Origin of the sequence: Shewanella woodyi ATCC 51908 (genome assembly GCF_000019525.1) — a bacterium.
In the GTDB taxonomy this organism is placed as follows: Bacteria; Pseudomonadota; Gammaproteobacteria; order Enterobacterales; family Shewanellaceae; genus Shewanella; species Shewanella woodyi.
Genome location: NC_010506.1, coordinates 3,603,928 through 3,621,018 on the forward strand (window position 1 = coordinate 3,603,928; position 17,091 = coordinate 3,621,018).

The 17,091-nt window shown below is 45.8% G+C and carries 12 protein-coding genes; 2 read left to right on the forward strand and 10 right to left on the reverse strand.

Annotated features, from left to right (window positions below):
* The first annotated feature begins 3 nt into the window (after positions 1-3).
* Complete coding sequence (locus SWOO_RS15200; RefSeq protein WP_012325552.1) at positions 4-2,022, forward strand: NADPH-dependent 2,4-dienoyl-CoA reductase; 2,019 nt, start codon at positions 4-6, stop codon at positions 2,020-2,022.
* A gap of 49 nt (positions 2,023-2,071) precedes the next feature.
* Here SWOO_RS15200 and SWOO_RS15205 read toward each other — a convergent pair whose 3' ends face one another.
* The 9 genes from SWOO_RS15205 to SWOO_RS15245 all read right to left on the reverse strand — a co-directional run bounded on the left by SWOO_RS15205 (position 2,072) and on the right by SWOO_RS15245 (position 13,646).
* Positions 2,072-3,298, reverse strand: a complete 1,227-nt coding sequence (locus SWOO_RS15205; protein WP_012325553.1) for a hypothetical protein — start codon at positions 3,296-3,298, stop codon at positions 2,072-2,074.
* An 86-nt stretch (positions 3,299-3,384) separates the two neighbouring features.
* A complete protein-coding gene (locus SWOO_RS15210) occupies positions 3,385-5,721 on the reverse strand; it encodes a bifunctional diguanylate cyclase/phosphodiesterase (RefSeq protein ID WP_012325554.1) in 2,337 nt (778 codons plus the stop codon).
* Complete coding sequence (locus SWOO_RS15215) at positions 5,721-6,392, reverse strand: cupredoxin domain-containing protein (protein ID WP_012325555.1); 672 nt, start codon at positions 6,390-6,392, stop codon at positions 5,721-5,723. Before SWOO_RS15215 ends, SWOO_RS15210 begins: the two co-directional genes overlap by 1 nt.
* Positions 6,393-6,867: 475 nt before the next feature.
* The gene (locus SWOO_RS15220; protein WP_012325556.1) at positions 6,868-8,316 is read right to left on the reverse strand and encodes a methyl-accepting chemotaxis protein; all 1,449 of its coding nucleotides are present in this window, start codon (positions 8,314-8,316) and stop codon (positions 6,868-6,870) included.
* A 97-nt stretch (positions 8,317-8,413) separates the two neighbouring features.
* The gene (locus SWOO_RS15225) at positions 8,414-8,926 is read right to left on the reverse strand and encodes a DUF1097 domain-containing protein (protein WP_012325557.1); all 513 of its coding nucleotides are present in this window, start codon (positions 8,924-8,926) and stop codon (positions 8,414-8,416) included.
* 330 nt (positions 8,927-9,256) lie between these two features.
* Positions 9,257-11,506, reverse strand: coding sequence for a xanthine dehydrogenase family protein molybdopterin-binding subunit (locus SWOO_RS15230; RefSeq protein WP_012325558.1), 2,250 nt, complete (start codon positions 11,504-11,506; stop codon positions 9,257-9,259).
* Positions 11,503-11,976, reverse strand: coding sequence for a (2Fe-2S)-binding protein (locus tag SWOO_RS15235; RefSeq protein WP_012325559.1), 474 nt, complete (start codon positions 11,974-11,976; stop codon positions 11,503-11,505). The genes SWOO_RS15230 and SWOO_RS15235 overlap by 4 nt, the downstream gene beginning before the upstream one ends.
* Before the next feature lie 27 nt (positions 11,977-12,003).
* Positions 12,004-12,624: a nucleotidyltransferase family protein gene (locus tag SWOO_RS15240; protein WP_012325560.1), complete on the reverse strand. Its 621-nt coding sequence runs from the start codon at positions 12,622-12,624 to the stop codon at positions 12,004-12,006.
* Positions 12,621-13,646 (reverse strand): XdhC family protein, encoded by a 1,026-nt coding sequence (locus tag SWOO_RS15245; RefSeq protein ID WP_012325561.1) that lies wholly within the window; start codon positions 13,644-13,646, stop codon positions 12,621-12,623. Before SWOO_RS15245 ends, SWOO_RS15240 begins: the two co-directional genes overlap by 4 nt.
* Before the next feature lie 302 nt (positions 13,647-13,948).
* Here SWOO_RS15245 and SWOO_RS25570 point away from each other — a divergent pair, with 302 nt between their 5' ends.
* On the forward strand, positions 13,949-16,255 hold the full coding sequence (locus SWOO_RS25570; RefSeq protein ID WP_049774353.1) for a M14 family zinc carboxypeptidase: 2,307 nt from the start codon (positions 13,949-13,951) through the stop codon (positions 16,253-16,255).
* A 67-nt stretch (positions 16,256-16,322) separates the two neighbouring features.
* Here the strand turns inward: SWOO_RS25570 and SWOO_RS15255 are convergent, their stop codons facing one another.
* Positions 16,323-16,967 carry an MBL fold metallo-hydrolase gene (locus SWOO_RS15255; protein ID WP_012325563.1) on the reverse strand — a complete coding sequence of 215 codons (645 nt, stop codon included), beginning with the start codon at positions 16,965-16,967 and terminating at the stop codon, positions 16,323-16,325.
* Positions 16,968-17,091: the final 124 nt, after the last annotated feature.

Genomic DNA, 17,091 nt, shown 5'->3' on the forward strand with positions numbered 1-17,091 from the left:
ACAATGAGCAATCCATACCCACATTTAATGGCCCCGCTTGATCTCGGGTTTCGCACCATAAAAAATCGTAGCTTGATGGGCTCGATGCACACAAACCTAGAGGAAGCGCCCGGCGGCTTCGAGCGTATGGCGGCTTATTACGCGCAGCGCGCCGCAGGTGGAATAGGCATTATCGTGACAGGTGGTTTTGCCCCTAACATTGAAGGTGGCGGTATGCCTAATGCCACCATGATTGCCACTGATGAAGATATCGAAAAGCACAAGATTATCACTCAAGCGGTTCATAAAGAGGGAGGCGCTATCTGCCTGCAGATCTTACATACCGGCCGCTACGCTTATCATCCACACCTAGTGAGCTGCTCACCACTTCAAGCCCCCATCAACCAGTTTGTCCCCAAAGAACTTGATGAAGCTGGGATTGAAAAACAGATCCAAGATTTCGTCAACTGCGCGCTTAACTCACAAGCGGCGGGATATGACGGTGTGGAGATCATGGGATCTGAGGGTTATTTCATTAACCAATTTATCTGTAAGCGCACCAACCACAGAAACGATCGTTGGGGTGGCAGTTACCAAAACCGAATTCGACTCGCCCTTGAGATAGTTCGCCGCACCCGAGAAGCGGTCGGCAAAGAATTTATCATTATTTACCGCCTATCTATGCTGGATTTAGTCGAAGATGGCAGCACTTGGCAGGAGGTTGTTGAGCTTGCTAAAGGTATTGAAGCAGTGGGCGCCACCATTATCAATACTGGCATTGGCTGGCATGAAGCTAGGGTTCCCACCATCGCCACCAGTGTGCCGCGCGGCGCCTTTGTTGAGGTCACCAAACGGATGAAGCAGGAGGTGAGCATCCCTCTATGCACCACAAACCGTATCAATACCCCAGAGCTTGCTGAAGATATTCTTGCCCAGGGCAATGCCGATATCATCTCCATGGCCAGACCTATGTTGGCCGACCCCGACTTTATTAACAAAGCGGCGGCAGGAAAAGCCGATGAGATCAACACCTGCATAGGCTGTAATCAAGCCTGCTTAGATCATATCTTCCAGATGAAGCTGGTTTCATGTTTAGTTAACCCACAAGCTTGTCATGAGACTAAGCTTATTATCCTGCCAGCGAGTGAAGCTAAAAATATTGCCGTCGTTGGCGCAGGACCTGCTGGACTTGCAGCAGCGACAACGGCAGCTAAACGCGGCCATAAAGTCACCCTATTTGAAGCAGACGATAAAGTGGGTGGCCAGTTTAATATCGCCAGACAGGTACCGGGTAAGGAGGAGTTCTCTGAAACCATTCGCTACTTTAGTAAGCAGATTGAACTAACGGGCGTAACACTTAAGCTCAACACAAAAGCGACAAAAGAGGATTTGAGTCATTTCGACGAAGTCCTACTTGCAACTGGCATCACTCCAAGACAGCTCAACATTCCTGGCATTGATAACCCTAAGGTGATGACCTACATCGATGTACTTAAACATAAGAAGCCTGTCGGTAAACGTGTCGCCATTATTGGTGCAGGCGGTATTGGTTTCGATGTGGGTGAATACCTTTCCCATCAGGGACCATCCACTAGCTTAGATAAGGACGCCTATATGAAAGAGTGGGGAGTCGATCTCAACGTCTCAACTCCAGGTGGTCTAACCCAGCCCCAAAGTGAACCTTCGCCGCGCCAGGTATTCCTGCTACAGCGTAAAACGTCTAAAGTTGGAGCTGGATTAGGTAAAAGTACCGGTTGGATCCACCGTACAGTATTGAAAAATAAGGGCGTTAAGATGCTTAAAGGCGTGCAGTACACTCAAATTGATGAGCAAGGTCTGCACATTGAGGTAGAGGGCAAAGCCCAGTTACTTGAAGTAGACAATATCATCATCTGCGCAGGTCAGGACTCCCACAGAGCGCTGCAAGCGGGATTGGAAGCTGACAATGTCAAGGTCACCTTAATCGGTGGTGCTGATATCGCATCCGAACTTGATGCTAAACGTGCAATCAAACAAGGTACTATCGTCGCAGCAGCGCTATAACACCAATTAGTATAACCATTTGATTATATTGAATTAAATGAGCCGTTAGCTAAAAATAGTAACGGCTCGCTAACTGCCACTGCTGCTCAATTAATCGCTTATCATAACCTTGGGCTGTACGCGCCGGACGCGTTGAGTCGATGCGATTATATTCAGCCTGAAGAAACCAACCTTTATGCCACTGATAGCCATAGGAGAGAGTGGCGGCATTTCCATGCTCGCTATTATCATCATCTGGAGTTAGATCATTGTCGGTAACGCTAAACTCTTCAAACCTCAGAGAGAGCCGATGCTTCTGCCATTTACGACTCAATAAAATGAAACCACTATCATAGTCATTATCGACAATATTTATCCCGGAAGGTGCTCTCATCAAGGTGTCACCTTTTAGATATTGAGTAATCAATTCAATACGATAAGGTAAGCGCCACTTAGCTCCTAGGTGAGTAAACCGTGTTAGCCAAGTATATTGCCCCTCTTTTACCACGCGAGTATCACCGTCGTTATCATAGTATCCAAGCTCCACTCTACCCTGTCCCTGCATACGCCATTGAGTCTTAAGGTGGTAGCCGATGTTATTGTCCAGTTCTAAGAAGGGGTCTGACGCCCTTGCCTGCTCCGTTAATGAGCCCGCATTCAAACTAGGAAGCTCACTCAATGGAAGCTTTTCTTGCAGCAGAGTCTGACGAGAACTGTTTGTCCAGCCGTGCCAAGATAACATGGCACCAGTCGTATCATTACTCTGAAACATTTCAGCGGTTAGTTTAAAATCATGGGGAGAGCCGCTAAATTTGCCTAGCTGCTCTATACTCAACTGGCCACCAACATGGCGAACCTCCTCACCAATCCAGCTATTGATACCAGAATAGGTGAGCGTGTAGGGTGACGACCAAGCCGTCGCAATATTCTCCAAAGAGATACTCGGGTATAACAGCCCAAACCTCCCTGACAATCTCAGTCCATTATCCCAAGGTAACCCTTTATACTTAAAATAAGCTTCGGTAAAACCAATATTATCTCTCACGCCATCCCAATAGGCATTTGCCACCACATGAGCAGAAAAAGGGTTTTCCCAATCCAGATGATAGCTAAGACCTGCTTGGACTAATGATAACTGTCCGTTAGGATTAAAACGAAACTTACCCAATCCACCATCGACATATGATGTGATGCTATCTGTGTGACTCACTCTTATGTCCACCACACCTGAAACTTGGTGCTCTGCCGCCATTAAGTTTGATGAGACTAACATTAACATCCATGGCCAATATTTCATCGCTTCCCCTTTTCATTGGGCATATGCTTGCCCTTATACACCGGCTGATAAAATGAGCTTCATCCCTAGCAGAACCAACATGGATCTTAATAGGGTGAACTAACCAACCAATCGGTAATTTTGTCCGCATCTAAAGGTCTAGATAGATAGAATCCCTGCCCCAATTCACACCCTCGCTCTATAAGCCAGTTTAATGCTCCCTCATCCTCTATGCCTTCGGCCACCACACTTAAACCTAAGTTATGAGCCAGTTGTAACGTCGAATTCACGATAATGCGATCGTCTTGATTCACCATTAAATTTTGCACAAATGATTTATCTATTTTCAGTTCATCCACAGGTAACTGTTTTAACTGAGCCAAAGATGAATACCCTGTACCGTAATCATCAATCGATAGTTTAAGACCACTTTTTTTCAGTACTGTCAGCTGTTTTATTGCATTTTCAGGATCAGATACCACGGCATCTTCGGTGATCTCTAAAGTGAGTACATCTATTGGCACGCCTTTATGGGTAACAAGATCCAACACATATTGGCAGAAACCTTCATCCTTCAAGTTTTCAGCTGAAATATTAATCGCGATACATAGCTCTATATCCTGAGACTTCCACTTAAGATACTGCTCGAGAGACTCATTGATGACCCAATGGGTTAGCGCATTCATCTGCCCCATCTGCTCAGCAATCGGAATAAACAGATCTGGCGGGATCATGCCTCTATCTGGATGCTGCCAACGCACCAGTGCCTCGACATGAGTCACCTTCTTTAGTTTAAGATCTAACTTGGGCTGGTAGAAAAGCACCAGCTCTCCATTATCAATGGCGGATTTCAACTCATTAATCAGCTGCAAACGCTCCAATGTATTTCCATCGATCTGTTGAGTGTAGATCTGTTGATCCAATCGATTTTTCTTTGCATGTTGCAGGGCGGTATCCGCTTGACGCAATAAAGTCTCTAAATCGCTTGGGTAGTGAACAAAACTGATCCCGATAGAGAGTTGAAGATGTAGAGAGATCTCTTGATAGCGATACTCTGCTTCAATGCTCTTTTGCAGCTCACTCATCAAGCCCCTTAGCTCTTTTGGAGAGATAGCTTTAAACGCTAAGGCAAACTCGTCTCCCGTCATATGGCAAACAAGGTCAATATTATCGAAAGATGACAATCGCTTGCCGATCTCTTTTATCACTTCATCTCCCACCACATGGCCTAAAGTACCGTTAACCTCGGTCATACGCTTAATGTCAATTAAACAGATGGCAACAGCTGATTTATTGTTAAACCAAGAGGAGGTCACACGCTTTAGCTCATTCTTATTGGCGAGCTTAGTCAAAGGATCATGGTATGCCTGAAACGCAATTTCACTCTCACGACTCAATATCGCCTGCTGCATCACAGTGAACTCCTCGGCTAACAGCTGCATCTCGATACTGTTTCCCACCTGAACTTTGGAGTTGTAGTTCCCCTTAGCGATATACCTTGCCTGCTCAATCAAGAGTTTAATGGGTTTTGTCACACCACTAGAGATAAAAAAAGCCAACAATAGAGAGATTGGCAACATCAATAAAATTAAACCTAACTGCTGTAACCACTGCTTTTGGAATGACTCAAGTACATCGTACCGAGTCTGGAACATAAAGGCGTGTACCTGCTTTTCGTCGACAACGCCGAGCGGCTCATGCCAAAGCACGTAATCTTCATTAACCAATCCATTAGCAATAAAATCGGAAACAGCGACATTGTCAGCAGAATTTAACGCTTCGCCTGACAAACCAAAAAACTGATTATCTGCCCCACCCTGCGTTGCAACAAATCCCGCATTTAATCCTGTGTGTAACTGCAAAGATTTTGCTAATGCATCATCAATAATAAAGCCAAACCCCACCCAACCAATAACATTACCCGCACCACTGGTTAAGGGTGCGAATTTAATCTGATAGATATTCTCTCCCAATGAATAGAGCGGGTTAGTATTTTCAAGTCCTGCGTCTAGGGGATAACGAAATGCTTGACCCTGTTCAGGTCCGACTTTGACCTTGCCCAAATCCTGCACGTCAGTGTTAAGCACCAACTCACCTATGATGGTTCCATGCCTATCCACAGCGATAGCCAGATCGGCGTTAATTCGTTTTCTATGGTTATTCAAAGCCACCAGAAAGCTGCGGCTATCGTTATCAATAAAAATATCCTTAAGACCGAAATCTTTCGCCGCGGTTTCGGCAAAAGCAGAAAGATAGTAGTAACGTTTACCATAATCAGACTTAAACACTAGCTCGGCTACAGAGAGCTGATTACTCAGTTGCTGCTGCTCAAGCCGTTTATTGGCAAAAAAAGTGATTGAAAATGAGATAGCTTGAACCGCTATCAACAAGATAACGAAGAAGCCAAAGATGCGGGTTTGTATTCGATTGAATATCCCTGTCATTAGTAACCTTCTAGAAAATCAAAGTCATCGAGACTTTTTTGCTCCGGAATATCAGCCATGGGCACATCAATGGTGACGATGATAGGTGTAGAGGAGGAAGTGGTGACAGTCTGCATCAAGGTGTTATTTTCAACTTGCAGCTGAGGATGCCACACCATTAACTCATATTCAGCATTGGGTACCCCATCAAATTCAACCTCTCCACTCTCATCTGCGATAGCAAAATAGGGGGTGTCGACCACCAGCAAGTGCCCACTCATCCAATCATGAATATTACAGCCCATGGAGATGTGGCCCTCTTGCTCAAAACGTAAGGTTTTAGTTGAGTTGTCTTTTCTCAACTTAAAAGAAAAACGTTTTGGCCCTGCGGCAGAGTAGATATGATGAGTAATATCATCGTCATTAACAAATTGTAATTCATACCCTTTTTGCATGACGGTAATATAGGGAGTGAACTGTTTATCTTTTTGATGTATCTCTAGAGGGGGAGTAACTTTGTTGCCAACGGTATGCTGTTGGCTATTTTTAGCTTCAAGGTACACAACCAAATCTGGCATAGGCTCACCAGATGAATCAACCAGCCTAACTTTTTCTGCATTAGCCGCAAAACTCCACCCCAATGGCACTAAAAATAATCCAGAACATAACACTCTTGCCCATCTATAACTCACATCAACCTCGTTTCAATGACAAAAAGAAATATGAAAGGGGATGCAGTCACTTTTATCCTCTCGACAATAGGAACTGAATATAAAGAGAAAAATTTCATGAAAGAGAATAATACCAATCAGTATAAGAAGTTGATCTACTCAGAGTGTCTTTTGGCAAACTAATTCAAGATGAATGGATGATGGAATGGTTGTTCCCTTGTGAGTTCATTCAACGCAGAAGTAGGCAGCCAAAAACACTCCTTACAGGCGAGTTTTAGCGATTCTGATACTGCGTTAACGAGCTTAACCGTAGAATAACTATGCTCTTCACTCGTTGCCTTGCCTCAGAAGCGCTAAACTCTCGCTGAGCGATCAAACCTTTATACTGATTGGTATAATATCCCCTGATAATCATGACTCATCTTTATCCCTACTTAAGAATAGGCAAAAAAAAAGCAAAACCAAGGTTTTGCTTTTCAGTTTCCAACAGAAAAAATTAACTCAAGGTGTATTGAGTCAATATCTTATCCAGCTCAATAGAGGAGTTACTCAAATTTGCAGCCAGTGTGACCGAGCGTTGAGCTGTGTCTTTAATAATTTGAGACTGATCTCTAATATCATTAAGTTGAGTGGCAATATCACGGGCCGACACACTTTGCTCCTCAGCTGAGGCAGCAATCTGCGAGCTCATATCAAACACACCCGCAGTCGAACCTGCCATGGAATCTACATCTTCCCCTACAGAGACAATCGCATTGCGTCCCTGATCCGCTTGCTCAACAATACTCTCTGTCACTTTAGACAAGGTCGAGCTGCCCTTCTGCAATCCCTCAATCATGGATTGAATTTCAACGGTTGCAGCTTGAGTTCTACCCGCTAAGGTTCTCACCTCGTCGGCAACAACCGCAAAGCCTCTGCCCTGCTCTCCGGCCCGCGCCGCTTCAATAGCCGCGTTCAGTGCCAGAAGGTTTGTCTGCTCAGAGATCCCATTAATAGTCGTGACCACAGCGCCAATTTCAGAAGCACTGTTTGACAATTGTGACACTGAACTTGACGCTGTATCTATCTCACTCACTAAAGTTGAAATACGAGTAACCGCCTCTGCAATACGTTGTTTACTCGACTGTGCTTGCTGGGTATTTGCCTGTGTTTGCTCAGAGGTGTTTGCTGCATTATGAGACACCTCCTCAATAGCCGCAGTCATCTGATCCATCGCCACCGCAACACTGTCTAAAAACTGATGCTGGCAACCGATAAGATCTTCACTCTGTTTAGCTTGTTGATCAAACTCATCGGCAGCTTGAGCCAGTGTTGCCGCATTGTGGCCTATGGCCGTCACCATCTCACTCATATTATCGGCACTGCGATCTATCTCAGTGGCGATCATACTGAAATCATCCTTACCGAAGAAGTTTAATCTCTGGGTCAGATCCCCATCCGCTAAACGCTTAATCGCGACATACATATCCCATAAGCCACCACCTAAAGAGGTTGAGGTCCAGTAACTGAGCTGGAATAGAGGAAGTAAACCTATTAAGGCAACCCACAGCATCATCTTGGCATCACTTAACGCTTGCGCCTCCCAAGATTTAACATCCGTCGTTAACTGCAGATATTGACGGCCTATAGGCGCCGATACGGTGACTCTGTTTCCCTGACGATTATCGACACTAGTATGATTGAGTTGCAAGCCTTGAGATGAGGCAAAACTTGCTAAGTCATCCCCAGAGAGTCCCTGTGACTTCACCACATTAGCAAAGGTATCAACAACTGCCTGAGCTCGTTCTTGAGAGCTGTGTTCAACCTGCCCCTGCACTTTATTAAGGTTAACCAAGGCGATACTTGTGGTGATCAAGGATACCAAGATACACAGCAGCCAAAACTTTCCATTCAAGCTCAACTTAATCATTAAGGCATCTATTTTTCTAAACTGGATCTGCTTCATAATTCCTACAACCTCTTTGTTCACAGCAGAAAAACCGACTGCTGCGCCCCATTATTTTTGTTATTCGAGTATAAAAACTAATTAACCCTGCTCTGTCTCACGAACTTGTGTGATTAGGCGAGCTTATTGCTGCTCCATTTCCCTGAAGCCTTTTGTGCCATTTTAACTTCAATGCCACCAACACTGAGGTGAGCTCTGACATGCTATAGCCTAAAAGTGAACCTATAATTAATGCAGGCAAGATTTTACCAATCTCCCCCCCCATTGCGAAAGTGATACAGCAACCAATAAAGGCGCCAGGTATGAAAGCCAGCTTACTGTAGCTAGCCTGGAGACACATGGCTGCGGTCACCACGCCAGTCAGCAGATAACCCACCATAGGGGTTTCAAAATAACTACTGCCGCTTATAACCAACCAAGCCCAAAAAACACCAGATAAGTTTGTCGCCCAAGAGATAATAACCCCTTGAAAGTTAAGTTTTCCTAGTGCGAAGTAAGTGCTACAACTTAGAAACCCGATCCAGGTGATCAGGTGAAAGATATCTGCGACGCCCGCCCAGACAGCCGCAAGTAGACCCGCCGATATGGCGACTTGCCAACGATGTTCCATGTATGACCCCTCAGTACATTGGAATAATTTTGAAAGACAAATTACTCCATTTTTAATAACAAAAATAGGATCAATGCCATAAACTCGAGATTAACTGCGGTTTTATTGCCCTTTATTTGATCTTTAGTCAGTCTTATGTAGTAAAAAAACCAACAAAACACGATTTGATGCCATCGCAATCAAATGACTTAGTAACAAATTTGAAGCAATAATGCCGAAATGGAGCGTTAAGAAAGTAAAAAGGCCTCCCCTTAGGAAGACCAGTTAAGACAAGTTAATTGAGCAACCTCAAATGCAGGGTTTAGCATCTTGACGTTGCTTAGGCTTAAATTAAACCGTCAGATGTTTACTCACAGGAAGCTCCCTTATCCGAATCCCAGAGGCGGCAAAGATGGCATTGGTCAGACTTGGCGCAACCGGCGGCACTCCAGGCTCCCCCACTCCACCAGGTGGAGCATCAGATGGGATAACTGTCACGTCAATATCAGGACATTGGGTCATTCTCAGCAGAGGGTAATCATGAAAGTTTGATTGCACAACCTTGCCATGCTTAAAACTTATCTCCCCCATCATGGCCAGACTCAAGCCAAACATTATTGCCCCTTCGGTTTGTGATTTAACCCTGTCAGGGTTAACCACAGTCCCAGCATCAATGGCAGCAACGGCTCGTAGCACCTTAAGCTTGTTATCTTTATCCACCTCTACCAGCAAGGCAACAGCCACAAAGGCGGCAAAACTGCGATGTACAGCAAATCCCCAAGCTTGATTCACTTTAGGTTGCTCGCCTTTTCTCATCCCAAGTTCAACCGCCGCAATCACCCCATGGTATCGAGCAATATCAACAGGGTGACGAGCCAGCTCCTCACCGTAATTACCATACTTAAACCCTTGGTCAACAAAGGCCTCTTGCCGCTCAGGGCCTAACAAGTCACGCCACATCTGTGTAATAGGCTTATTGGCTTTTACGGCCAACTCATCGACAAAACTACCAATGCCGAATCCATGCTGAATATTACACACAGAGCGCATCCAACCGATTCGAGTATGTGCTTTTGCCTCCACAGTTTCACAGCGCAGGCTCTTTACTGCCAGAGGAACATCAACAAAGCCTAAGTCTACTTCCCAAGGCGCTGGGTAGTCAGCCCCTTCAGCAAAGGTCGAACCTATGCTGGGAAAACCCGTTCGTTGCAACATCGCCTGTGGCATCTTATCATCGCCCAATCTTGCTTGATACAGCTGAGCACTAATGGCATGCAGATAACCATTTTGGATCTCATCCTCACGGCTCCAGCATACTTTTACAGGGACTTTTAGTTGTTGAGATAACAGCGCGGCTTCAACGCAGTAATCCGGCTTGGATTTACGTCCAAAGCCGCCACCAAGCAAGGTCACATTGACCTTAATCTGCTCCTCTTTTAGACCAAGAAAACCAGCCACATTCTGCGCTGCACTTTGAGGAGTCTGGGTTGATGCCCAAAGCTCACAACCTGAATCGGTGACATTTGCGGTGGCCACCGGCGGCTCCATCGGCGCATGAGCCAAATAGGGAACGGTATAGATAGCCTTAACCGTGTTCTGTTTAGGCCAATCACTGCTCTGCTCCCCCTGCTGCCTCACCAGCTTGCCAGGAGCTTGGACTCTCTCAACCAACTGCTTTAGAAAAGCCTGAGAGTCATGGCTATCATTGTTGGAGTCACTCCAGGAAATAATTAGCGCTTTTCGTCCTTCAATAGCGCTCCAAGAGTTACTCGCAATAACAGCAACGCCGCCAAGAGGTTGGAAAGCTGGTGCACCTTTAGGAACAGGTAAACGAACAACATCGATCACTCCGGCAACCTTACGTGCTTGGCTGTCATCTAAGGTTTTCACCTTACTCCCATAAACAGGTGGACGAACAATACTGGCATAACGCATCCCCTCAAGCTGGACATCAAAGCCATATTTAGCCTCTCCATTAAGGATCCCATCCATATCAACAATCTTATGGGGCTTACCAATATGAGTGAAATCCTGAGGTGACTTTAAAACAAGCGTATCTACCTTAGGGAGCTCATATTTGGAAGCGGCGCTGGCTAATTCACCAAAACTTACCATCCTTCCCGATTGAGTGTGGATAACCAAATTATTGGCCGTACTGAGCTCAGATATCGGCACTTGCCACTTATCGGCAGCCGCTTGCTCAAGCATAGTGCGAGCCATGGCGCCCATCTCACGCATCTTATCAAAGCCTTTACGGATACTACGTGAGCCATCTGTGTTTTGACTGCCATAGCGTTTATCGGCTAAACCTTGAACGACAACGACCTTATTCCAATCAGCCCCTAGTTCATCGGCTAAAACCTGTGGGATCCCAGTGCGGATCCCCTGACCCATCTCAGAGCGGTGGCAAGTTAGGTACACCTTGTCATCCTCACCAATGGCGATGAAAAGGTTCAACCTTGACTCCTCTCCTTGGGCCATGACCATTGGGCTCCAGCTCAAGCCCGTTGCGCCTAAAGCTAACCCACCACCTGTGGCTCCAAACAGTTTAAGTACATCTCGGCGACTGAAGTTTTGTACCGCAGAAAAGGATGGATTCATAACTCTGCCTCCATCTTAGAGGACTCTGCAGCACTTAAAATGGCTGACTTAATCCGGTTATAAGTGCCGCACCTGCAGATATTACCTGACATGGCATCATCTATTTCTGTCTCACTAGGCCTCTGCTTCTTACTTAACAGCGCTGCGGCAGACATCAACTGCCCCGACTGACAGTAGCCACATTGAGGCACATTATGCTCTGACCATGCACGACGTAATTTATCGGCCTCTAAGCCCTCAATGGTGGTGACACTCTTGCCCTGAACCTGCTTTAGGTTGGTTAAACAAGCTCTGGCAGGCTCGCCATCAATATGGATTGTACAAGCCCCACACAGACCTGCACCACAGCCATACTTAGTACCTGTCATCCCTAACATATCTCGAACAGCCCAAAGAATGGGCATATTAGGATCGGCATCTAATGTAAACTGTTTGCCATTAATATTCAGTTTCAGCTCATTGTCTGACATCACTCACTCCATGCTTAAGATGGGAAATTAATTATTATGGTTTTCTCTACTTACAGATCTCACATCCAGCCAATCTGCGAGTTCAATTCGCGTATCAATATCTTTTTGTGCACTGCTCATCTCAACAGTTTGTAACCTTCCAACTTGCTTAAGCATCTGCAGTATCGGCTTTGCTCCGCGATCGCCCTTTAATGCCGCTAACTTATCGAAATCATCGCGATAAAATAGCGCAGGCGCCGAGAGTTGCTCATCAAAGGTGGCACACACAGGAGCCCCGCCTCGAGCTCTATACAGGCTTAAGTAGTCACTTTCAGTGATTGCAACCTGATCCGCCAAGCTTATCAATAGCGAGTCAGCCTCCGTCTTAACGCCATGATTCACTGCGCAGCGAATAGAGCTGGATAAGCCTGTTTTAAACTCAGAATTAATAAGATATTTAGCGCCCGCTGGTAATAGAGGTAAAAGTTGCTCTTGATGTCCACCTAAGATAACTAACAGCTCCGCCCCCACTTTATTAGCCACGCCCCAGAGTTTACTGTAGCTATCTTCAAGTATGCTTGTCCCTTCTCTATCAATCACTTGTGCCAGCTTAGCGCCATTAAAACGACGGCTTCTGCCAGCGGCGAGCAAGACAATCAAACTCTTCAAACCATCACCTTATCTAAGGGGATCTGTCTAGCACCGTGAAGAACACCATGACACTGAGCCAAGATACTCAAAGCCACCGACTCCGGCAGCTCGCCTCCCAAAGCAAACCCTGCTGGCGCTGAGAAGACACAATTAAAATCACTTTTACTTAGCCCCGCTTTTTGCAGCACACGCTCTCTTCGATGAGCAGGCCCCAATAGCGCCACATAACTTAAGTGCTCACAACTATCCATCTTATGCACCATTGACAGCGCTTTAGCATCCAGTTCAAGGTTGTGCTGCATAATAATGACGGCATCTAAATGGGACTCAAAATGTTCAGGAAGCATGTCGGCCGATTGCTTAAAAATTCTCGCACCGGGGAAATCATGGTTTCTCGCGTAGCTTGTTCGCTCATCAATCAAGTCCACCTGCCAACCTAAGCTTAAGGCCATCGCAACTACTGGCTGAGCATCTAAACCTCCGCCGAAAATCGCCAGCCGATAGCGGGAGCGCAAAGGTATAATCAGCTCAGCTTGTCCAGTCCGTAAAATGCCTGCACGTTTAAAATCATCCACCGGAAAGTTCACCTCATCATAGGCGTTAATGCTTGCCGTCACATTGGCAAGAGCGGTGTCTCTATGGGGTAAAGTAATTTGGTAGAAAAACTGACCGCCATGATAAAGACGCTCAGACAACTGGTGGAAATTCAGGTAATGGTTTTCTCGTTTTAGGGGGACAAGCATGATATCGACGATACCGCCGCACCCTAATTGATAGCTGGCATCGGATTCATCGCTGGCATCATACTGCACCAACACAGCCTCCTGCTTCTCTAGTGACATCTGAGCATGACGACGAAGATCCGCTTCTAAACAGCCACCACTGAGTAGTCCAATAGAGCGTCCAAGGGGGTGGAACAACATCATGGCTCCTGCTTTACGGTATGCTGAACCTGTGACTTTAGTGATCACCGCCAGCACCCATTCATCATGTGGAGCCGTCTGCCAGTGGGAGAGAATATCCTCTATATGATGGGACATGTCCGTATATCTCATTTTTATACAACATAAAACTAAGCTACCAAACGTCACCTCAATTACAAGCAAGAATCCATTACAAAAGGTTTCTGTGATGAGTTGTCATACCTTTGACCTACTCTCTTTACCTTAATCAGTATGTAAAACCCCTTACAAAAGGCGATATATGTTGCTAGTTTGTACAGGTTACACAGTGAAATAGTCTAGTTTCCGCCAAGTGGTAAACAAGATTGGAGACTTTCGACTATTTGTACAGATAACAGTTTACAGGTAACTGTTTACCGATAAAGATGGCAGAAATAACAATGAAAACAGCAGAAAGCATCGCACGATTAACCAAGGGAATAACACTGAGTAGACTCACCAAAAGCCTCATTATCTCTGGCCTTATCTTTAGCTCTCTCGCTCAATCACAGGCTCAGGCAATAGATGACAGTCAGCAGACCTATAAAGTCACCTTTCCCGATGAACAGACTTTCCTAAAGGCGAACATCAGCCTTCACAATGAGAAGATAAAAACCGATCCAACCCAGCGAGCAATTTGGGTGCCCTTATCCAGTGATGAGCTGAGCAGACTAAAACCTTTTGCCACCAGCATGGCTAAAGTTGACGATCCCGCCAGCCTATATCCACAAAAAATCGCTTCCCAGAGCAATCTCCTATCAGGGATCCCAGGTTATAGCTGTTACCCAACAGTTGAGGAGACTCAAACAGATATCGAGCAGCTCGTGAGCCAAAACCCAAACTTTGCCACCATAGAGGACATTGGAGACTCATGGCAAAAACAGGCGGGCAATGGCGGCTATGATCTCAACCTGTTAAAGCTCACCAATAGCCAAGTGACAGGTGATAAGCCAAAACTTTTTATCCACGCCGCCATGCACGCAAGAGAATACGCAACTTCACCTTTGGTATTGCAGTTTGCTAAGGATCTGCTTAGTGAACGTGATACTGATGCTGATAGCCAGTGGCTGCTGGATAGACACGAGATCCACCTTTTACTGCATATGAATCCAGATGGGCGTAAGAAAGCAGAAACCGGGTTATCCTGGCGCAAAAACGCCAATCAAAACTACTGTGGCAGTAACCCTAATGCGATAGGAACCGATCTTAACCGTAATTTTAGTTGGGGTTGGAATACGGTTGAGCAAGGCTCAAGCGGCAATGAATGTAGCAATATCTTCCGTGGTCCAAGTGCAGGTTCAGAGCCAGAAACCCAAGCGGTAGAAGCCTATGTAAGAGCACTATTTGGTGATCACCGAGGGCCAAACCGCACCGATGCCGCGCCTGATACCACCCAAGGCCTACATATCGATGTCCACTCCTACAGTGAGCTCGTACTATGGCCCTGGGGCGGCACAAACGCGCTAGCCCCCAATGGCGCAGCGATGCGAACACTTGGTAGAAAACTCGCTCGTTTTAACGGCTATATGCCGATGCAAAGTGTTGGACTTTATCCAACAGATGGCACCAGTGACAACCTAAGCTATGGCGAGCTAGGCATTCCCCACATGACCTTCGAGTTAGGTACTGATTTTTTCCAAAGTTGCAGCAGCTATAATGACAAGGTACTACCTGATAACCTTAAGGCATTAAAGTACGCAGCAAAAATCGTCGAAGCGCCGTATCTGATCCCATCGGGGCCTGATATTACCGAGATCAGCAGCGTTGGTCAGCCTCTCAATGCCATAGCGCAGAACTATCGAGTCACCCTTAAGGTTACCGCATCCGATGACAGGTTCAGCAGACGAGGCGGCACAGAAGCCACTCAAGATATTGCTGAGATTGCCCTCTATATTGATGATGCCCCTTGGGATGGCGGACAAGCAACCTTATTAACTGCAACGGATGGTTCTTTTGATGAGAAAACTGAGCAAGGTGAGCTGCAGCTCAACGCCAATGATTTAAGCTTAGGTCAGCACACCCTCTACCTAAAAGCCAAAGATACCAGTGGTCAATGGGGTGCACTTTCAGCCCAGTTCATTCAGGTTATTGCACCACAAGCAAACCAAGCGCCACAAGCAAACTTTAGCTTCCAATGTGATGAATTCACTTGTCAATTTGATGCAAGTAGCAGTGCCGATCCTGAAGGTGATAGCCTAAGTTACGCCTGGCAGTTAGGGACAGGCACAAGTAGAGAGGCTCAACCCAGTTATCAGTTTTCCAGCAGTGAACTGACCGATAATAAAGTTGAAGTAACATTAACAGTCAGCGACCCTCAAGGTCTAAGCCATAGCCAAACTCAACATTTAACCTTAAGTGCCAACCAAGCTCCGAAAGCCAGCTTTACCGCCAGTTGCACACACTTAGTCTGTCAAATCGATGCAAGTGCCAGCTCAGATCCCGACGCAGATACACTCAGTTATCAGTGGCAGCTAGGTGATGGAAACAGCAGTGATAAACTGCAACTCACACATAGCTATACCCAAGCCGGAACCTATAACATAGTACTTACGGTCAGTGATGGTAAAACAGATAACAGCTCAGAGAAAAGTGTCACAGTAACGGTAGCCCCAACTCCCGAACCCAGTGAAAACGGTAGCTCAGGAGGTGCAATAGGATTATTCAGCTTATTACTGCTGGCACTTGGGATAAGACGACAAACGAGATAAAGATTAGAGGTTTAGATTTGGATTTAGGCGGGAGGAGCTATCCCCTCCCACTAAAATTAAGTGAAAACTAGCCGAAGAGCTGATCCGCCACAAATGGGTTCTGATCTCGCTCAGAGCCAAAGGTCGAGATAGGTCCATGGCCAGGAATAAACTCCACATCCCTACCCAGTGGCCATAGCTTTTTAGTGATCGATAAGATTAAATCATCGTGGTTCGATTGTGGAAAATCGGTTCTGCCAACGGAGCCATGAAACAACACATCTCCCACCCAAGCGGTTTTCGCTTTCTCACAGAAAAACACCACATGCCCAGGTGTATGGCCAGGGCAATGTAATACTTGGAGTGTTAAATTGCCGATAGTGACACTGTCTCCATCCTCTAAATATTGTGTTGAGGTGAAGGGCTCGCAGGCCTTTAAACCAAAATGCTGACTCTGTTCAACTAAGTTATCCAGCCAGAAAATATCAGCTTTATGTGGTCCAATAATCGGAATATTTAGTTGCTCAGAAAGCTGTTTAGCGCCACCGACATGATCAATATGACCATGAGTCAAAAAGACTTTCTCTAAAGAGACACCCAGTTTTTTGACTTCACTCAAAATACGGTCAATATCACCACCGGGGTCGATCACAGCGGCTTTCATGGTCTCGTCACACCACACAAGACTGCAGTTTTGCTGAAACGGGGTGACTGGAATGATCTGATACTTCATTAGTAGGCCTACATTCAATGGCTGAATTTCATTTTTATTAACCTAAGAGATTACGACAACTCAGAGGAATACTCTAATAACTCTTGCTAAAAATTCACACTAACTTGATCTCAACAGCTAAAAA

What these genes read in the sequence shown, in the direction of transcription:
- SWOO_RS15200 (WP_012325552.1), top strand. Translation starts at nt 4, where the DNA reads ATGAGCAATCCATACCCACATTTAATGGCCCCGCTTGATCTCGGGTTT.
- SWOO_RS15205 (WP_012325553.1), bottom strand. Translation starts at nt 3,298, where the DNA reads ATGAAATATTGGCCATGGATGTTAATGTTAGTCTCATCAAACTTAATG.
- SWOO_RS15210 (WP_012325554.1), bottom strand. Translation starts at nt 5,721, where the DNA reads ATGACAGGGATATTCAATCGAATACAAACCCGCATCTTTGGCTTCTTC.
- SWOO_RS15220 (WP_012325556.1), bottom strand. Translation starts at nt 8,316, where the DNA reads ATGAAGCAGATCCAGTTTAGAAAAATAGATGCCTTAATGATTAAGTTG.
- SWOO_RS15225 (WP_012325557.1), bottom strand. Translation starts at nt 8,926, where the DNA reads ATGGAACATCGTTGGCAAGTCGCCATATCGGCGGGTCTACTTGCGGCT.
- SWOO_RS15230 (WP_012325558.1), bottom strand. Translation starts at nt 11,506, where the DNA reads ATGAATCCATCCTTTTCTGCGGTACAAAACTTCAGTCGCCGAGATGTA.
- SWOO_RS15235 (WP_012325559.1), bottom strand. Translation starts at nt 11,976, where the DNA reads ATGTCAGACAATGAGCTGAAACTGAATATTAATGGCAAACAGTTTACA.
- SWOO_RS15245 (WP_012325561.1), bottom strand. Translation starts at nt 13,646, where the DNA reads ATGTCCCATCATATAGAGGATATTCTCTCCCACTGGCAGACGGCTCCA.
- SWOO_RS25570 (WP_049774353.1), top strand. Translation starts at nt 13,949, where the DNA reads ATGAAAACAGCAGAAAGCATCGCACGATTAACCAAGGGAATAACACTG.
- SWOO_RS15255 (WP_012325563.1), bottom strand. Translation starts at nt 16,967, where the DNA reads ATGAAGTATCAGATCATTCCAGTCACCCCGTTTCAGCAAAACTGCAGT.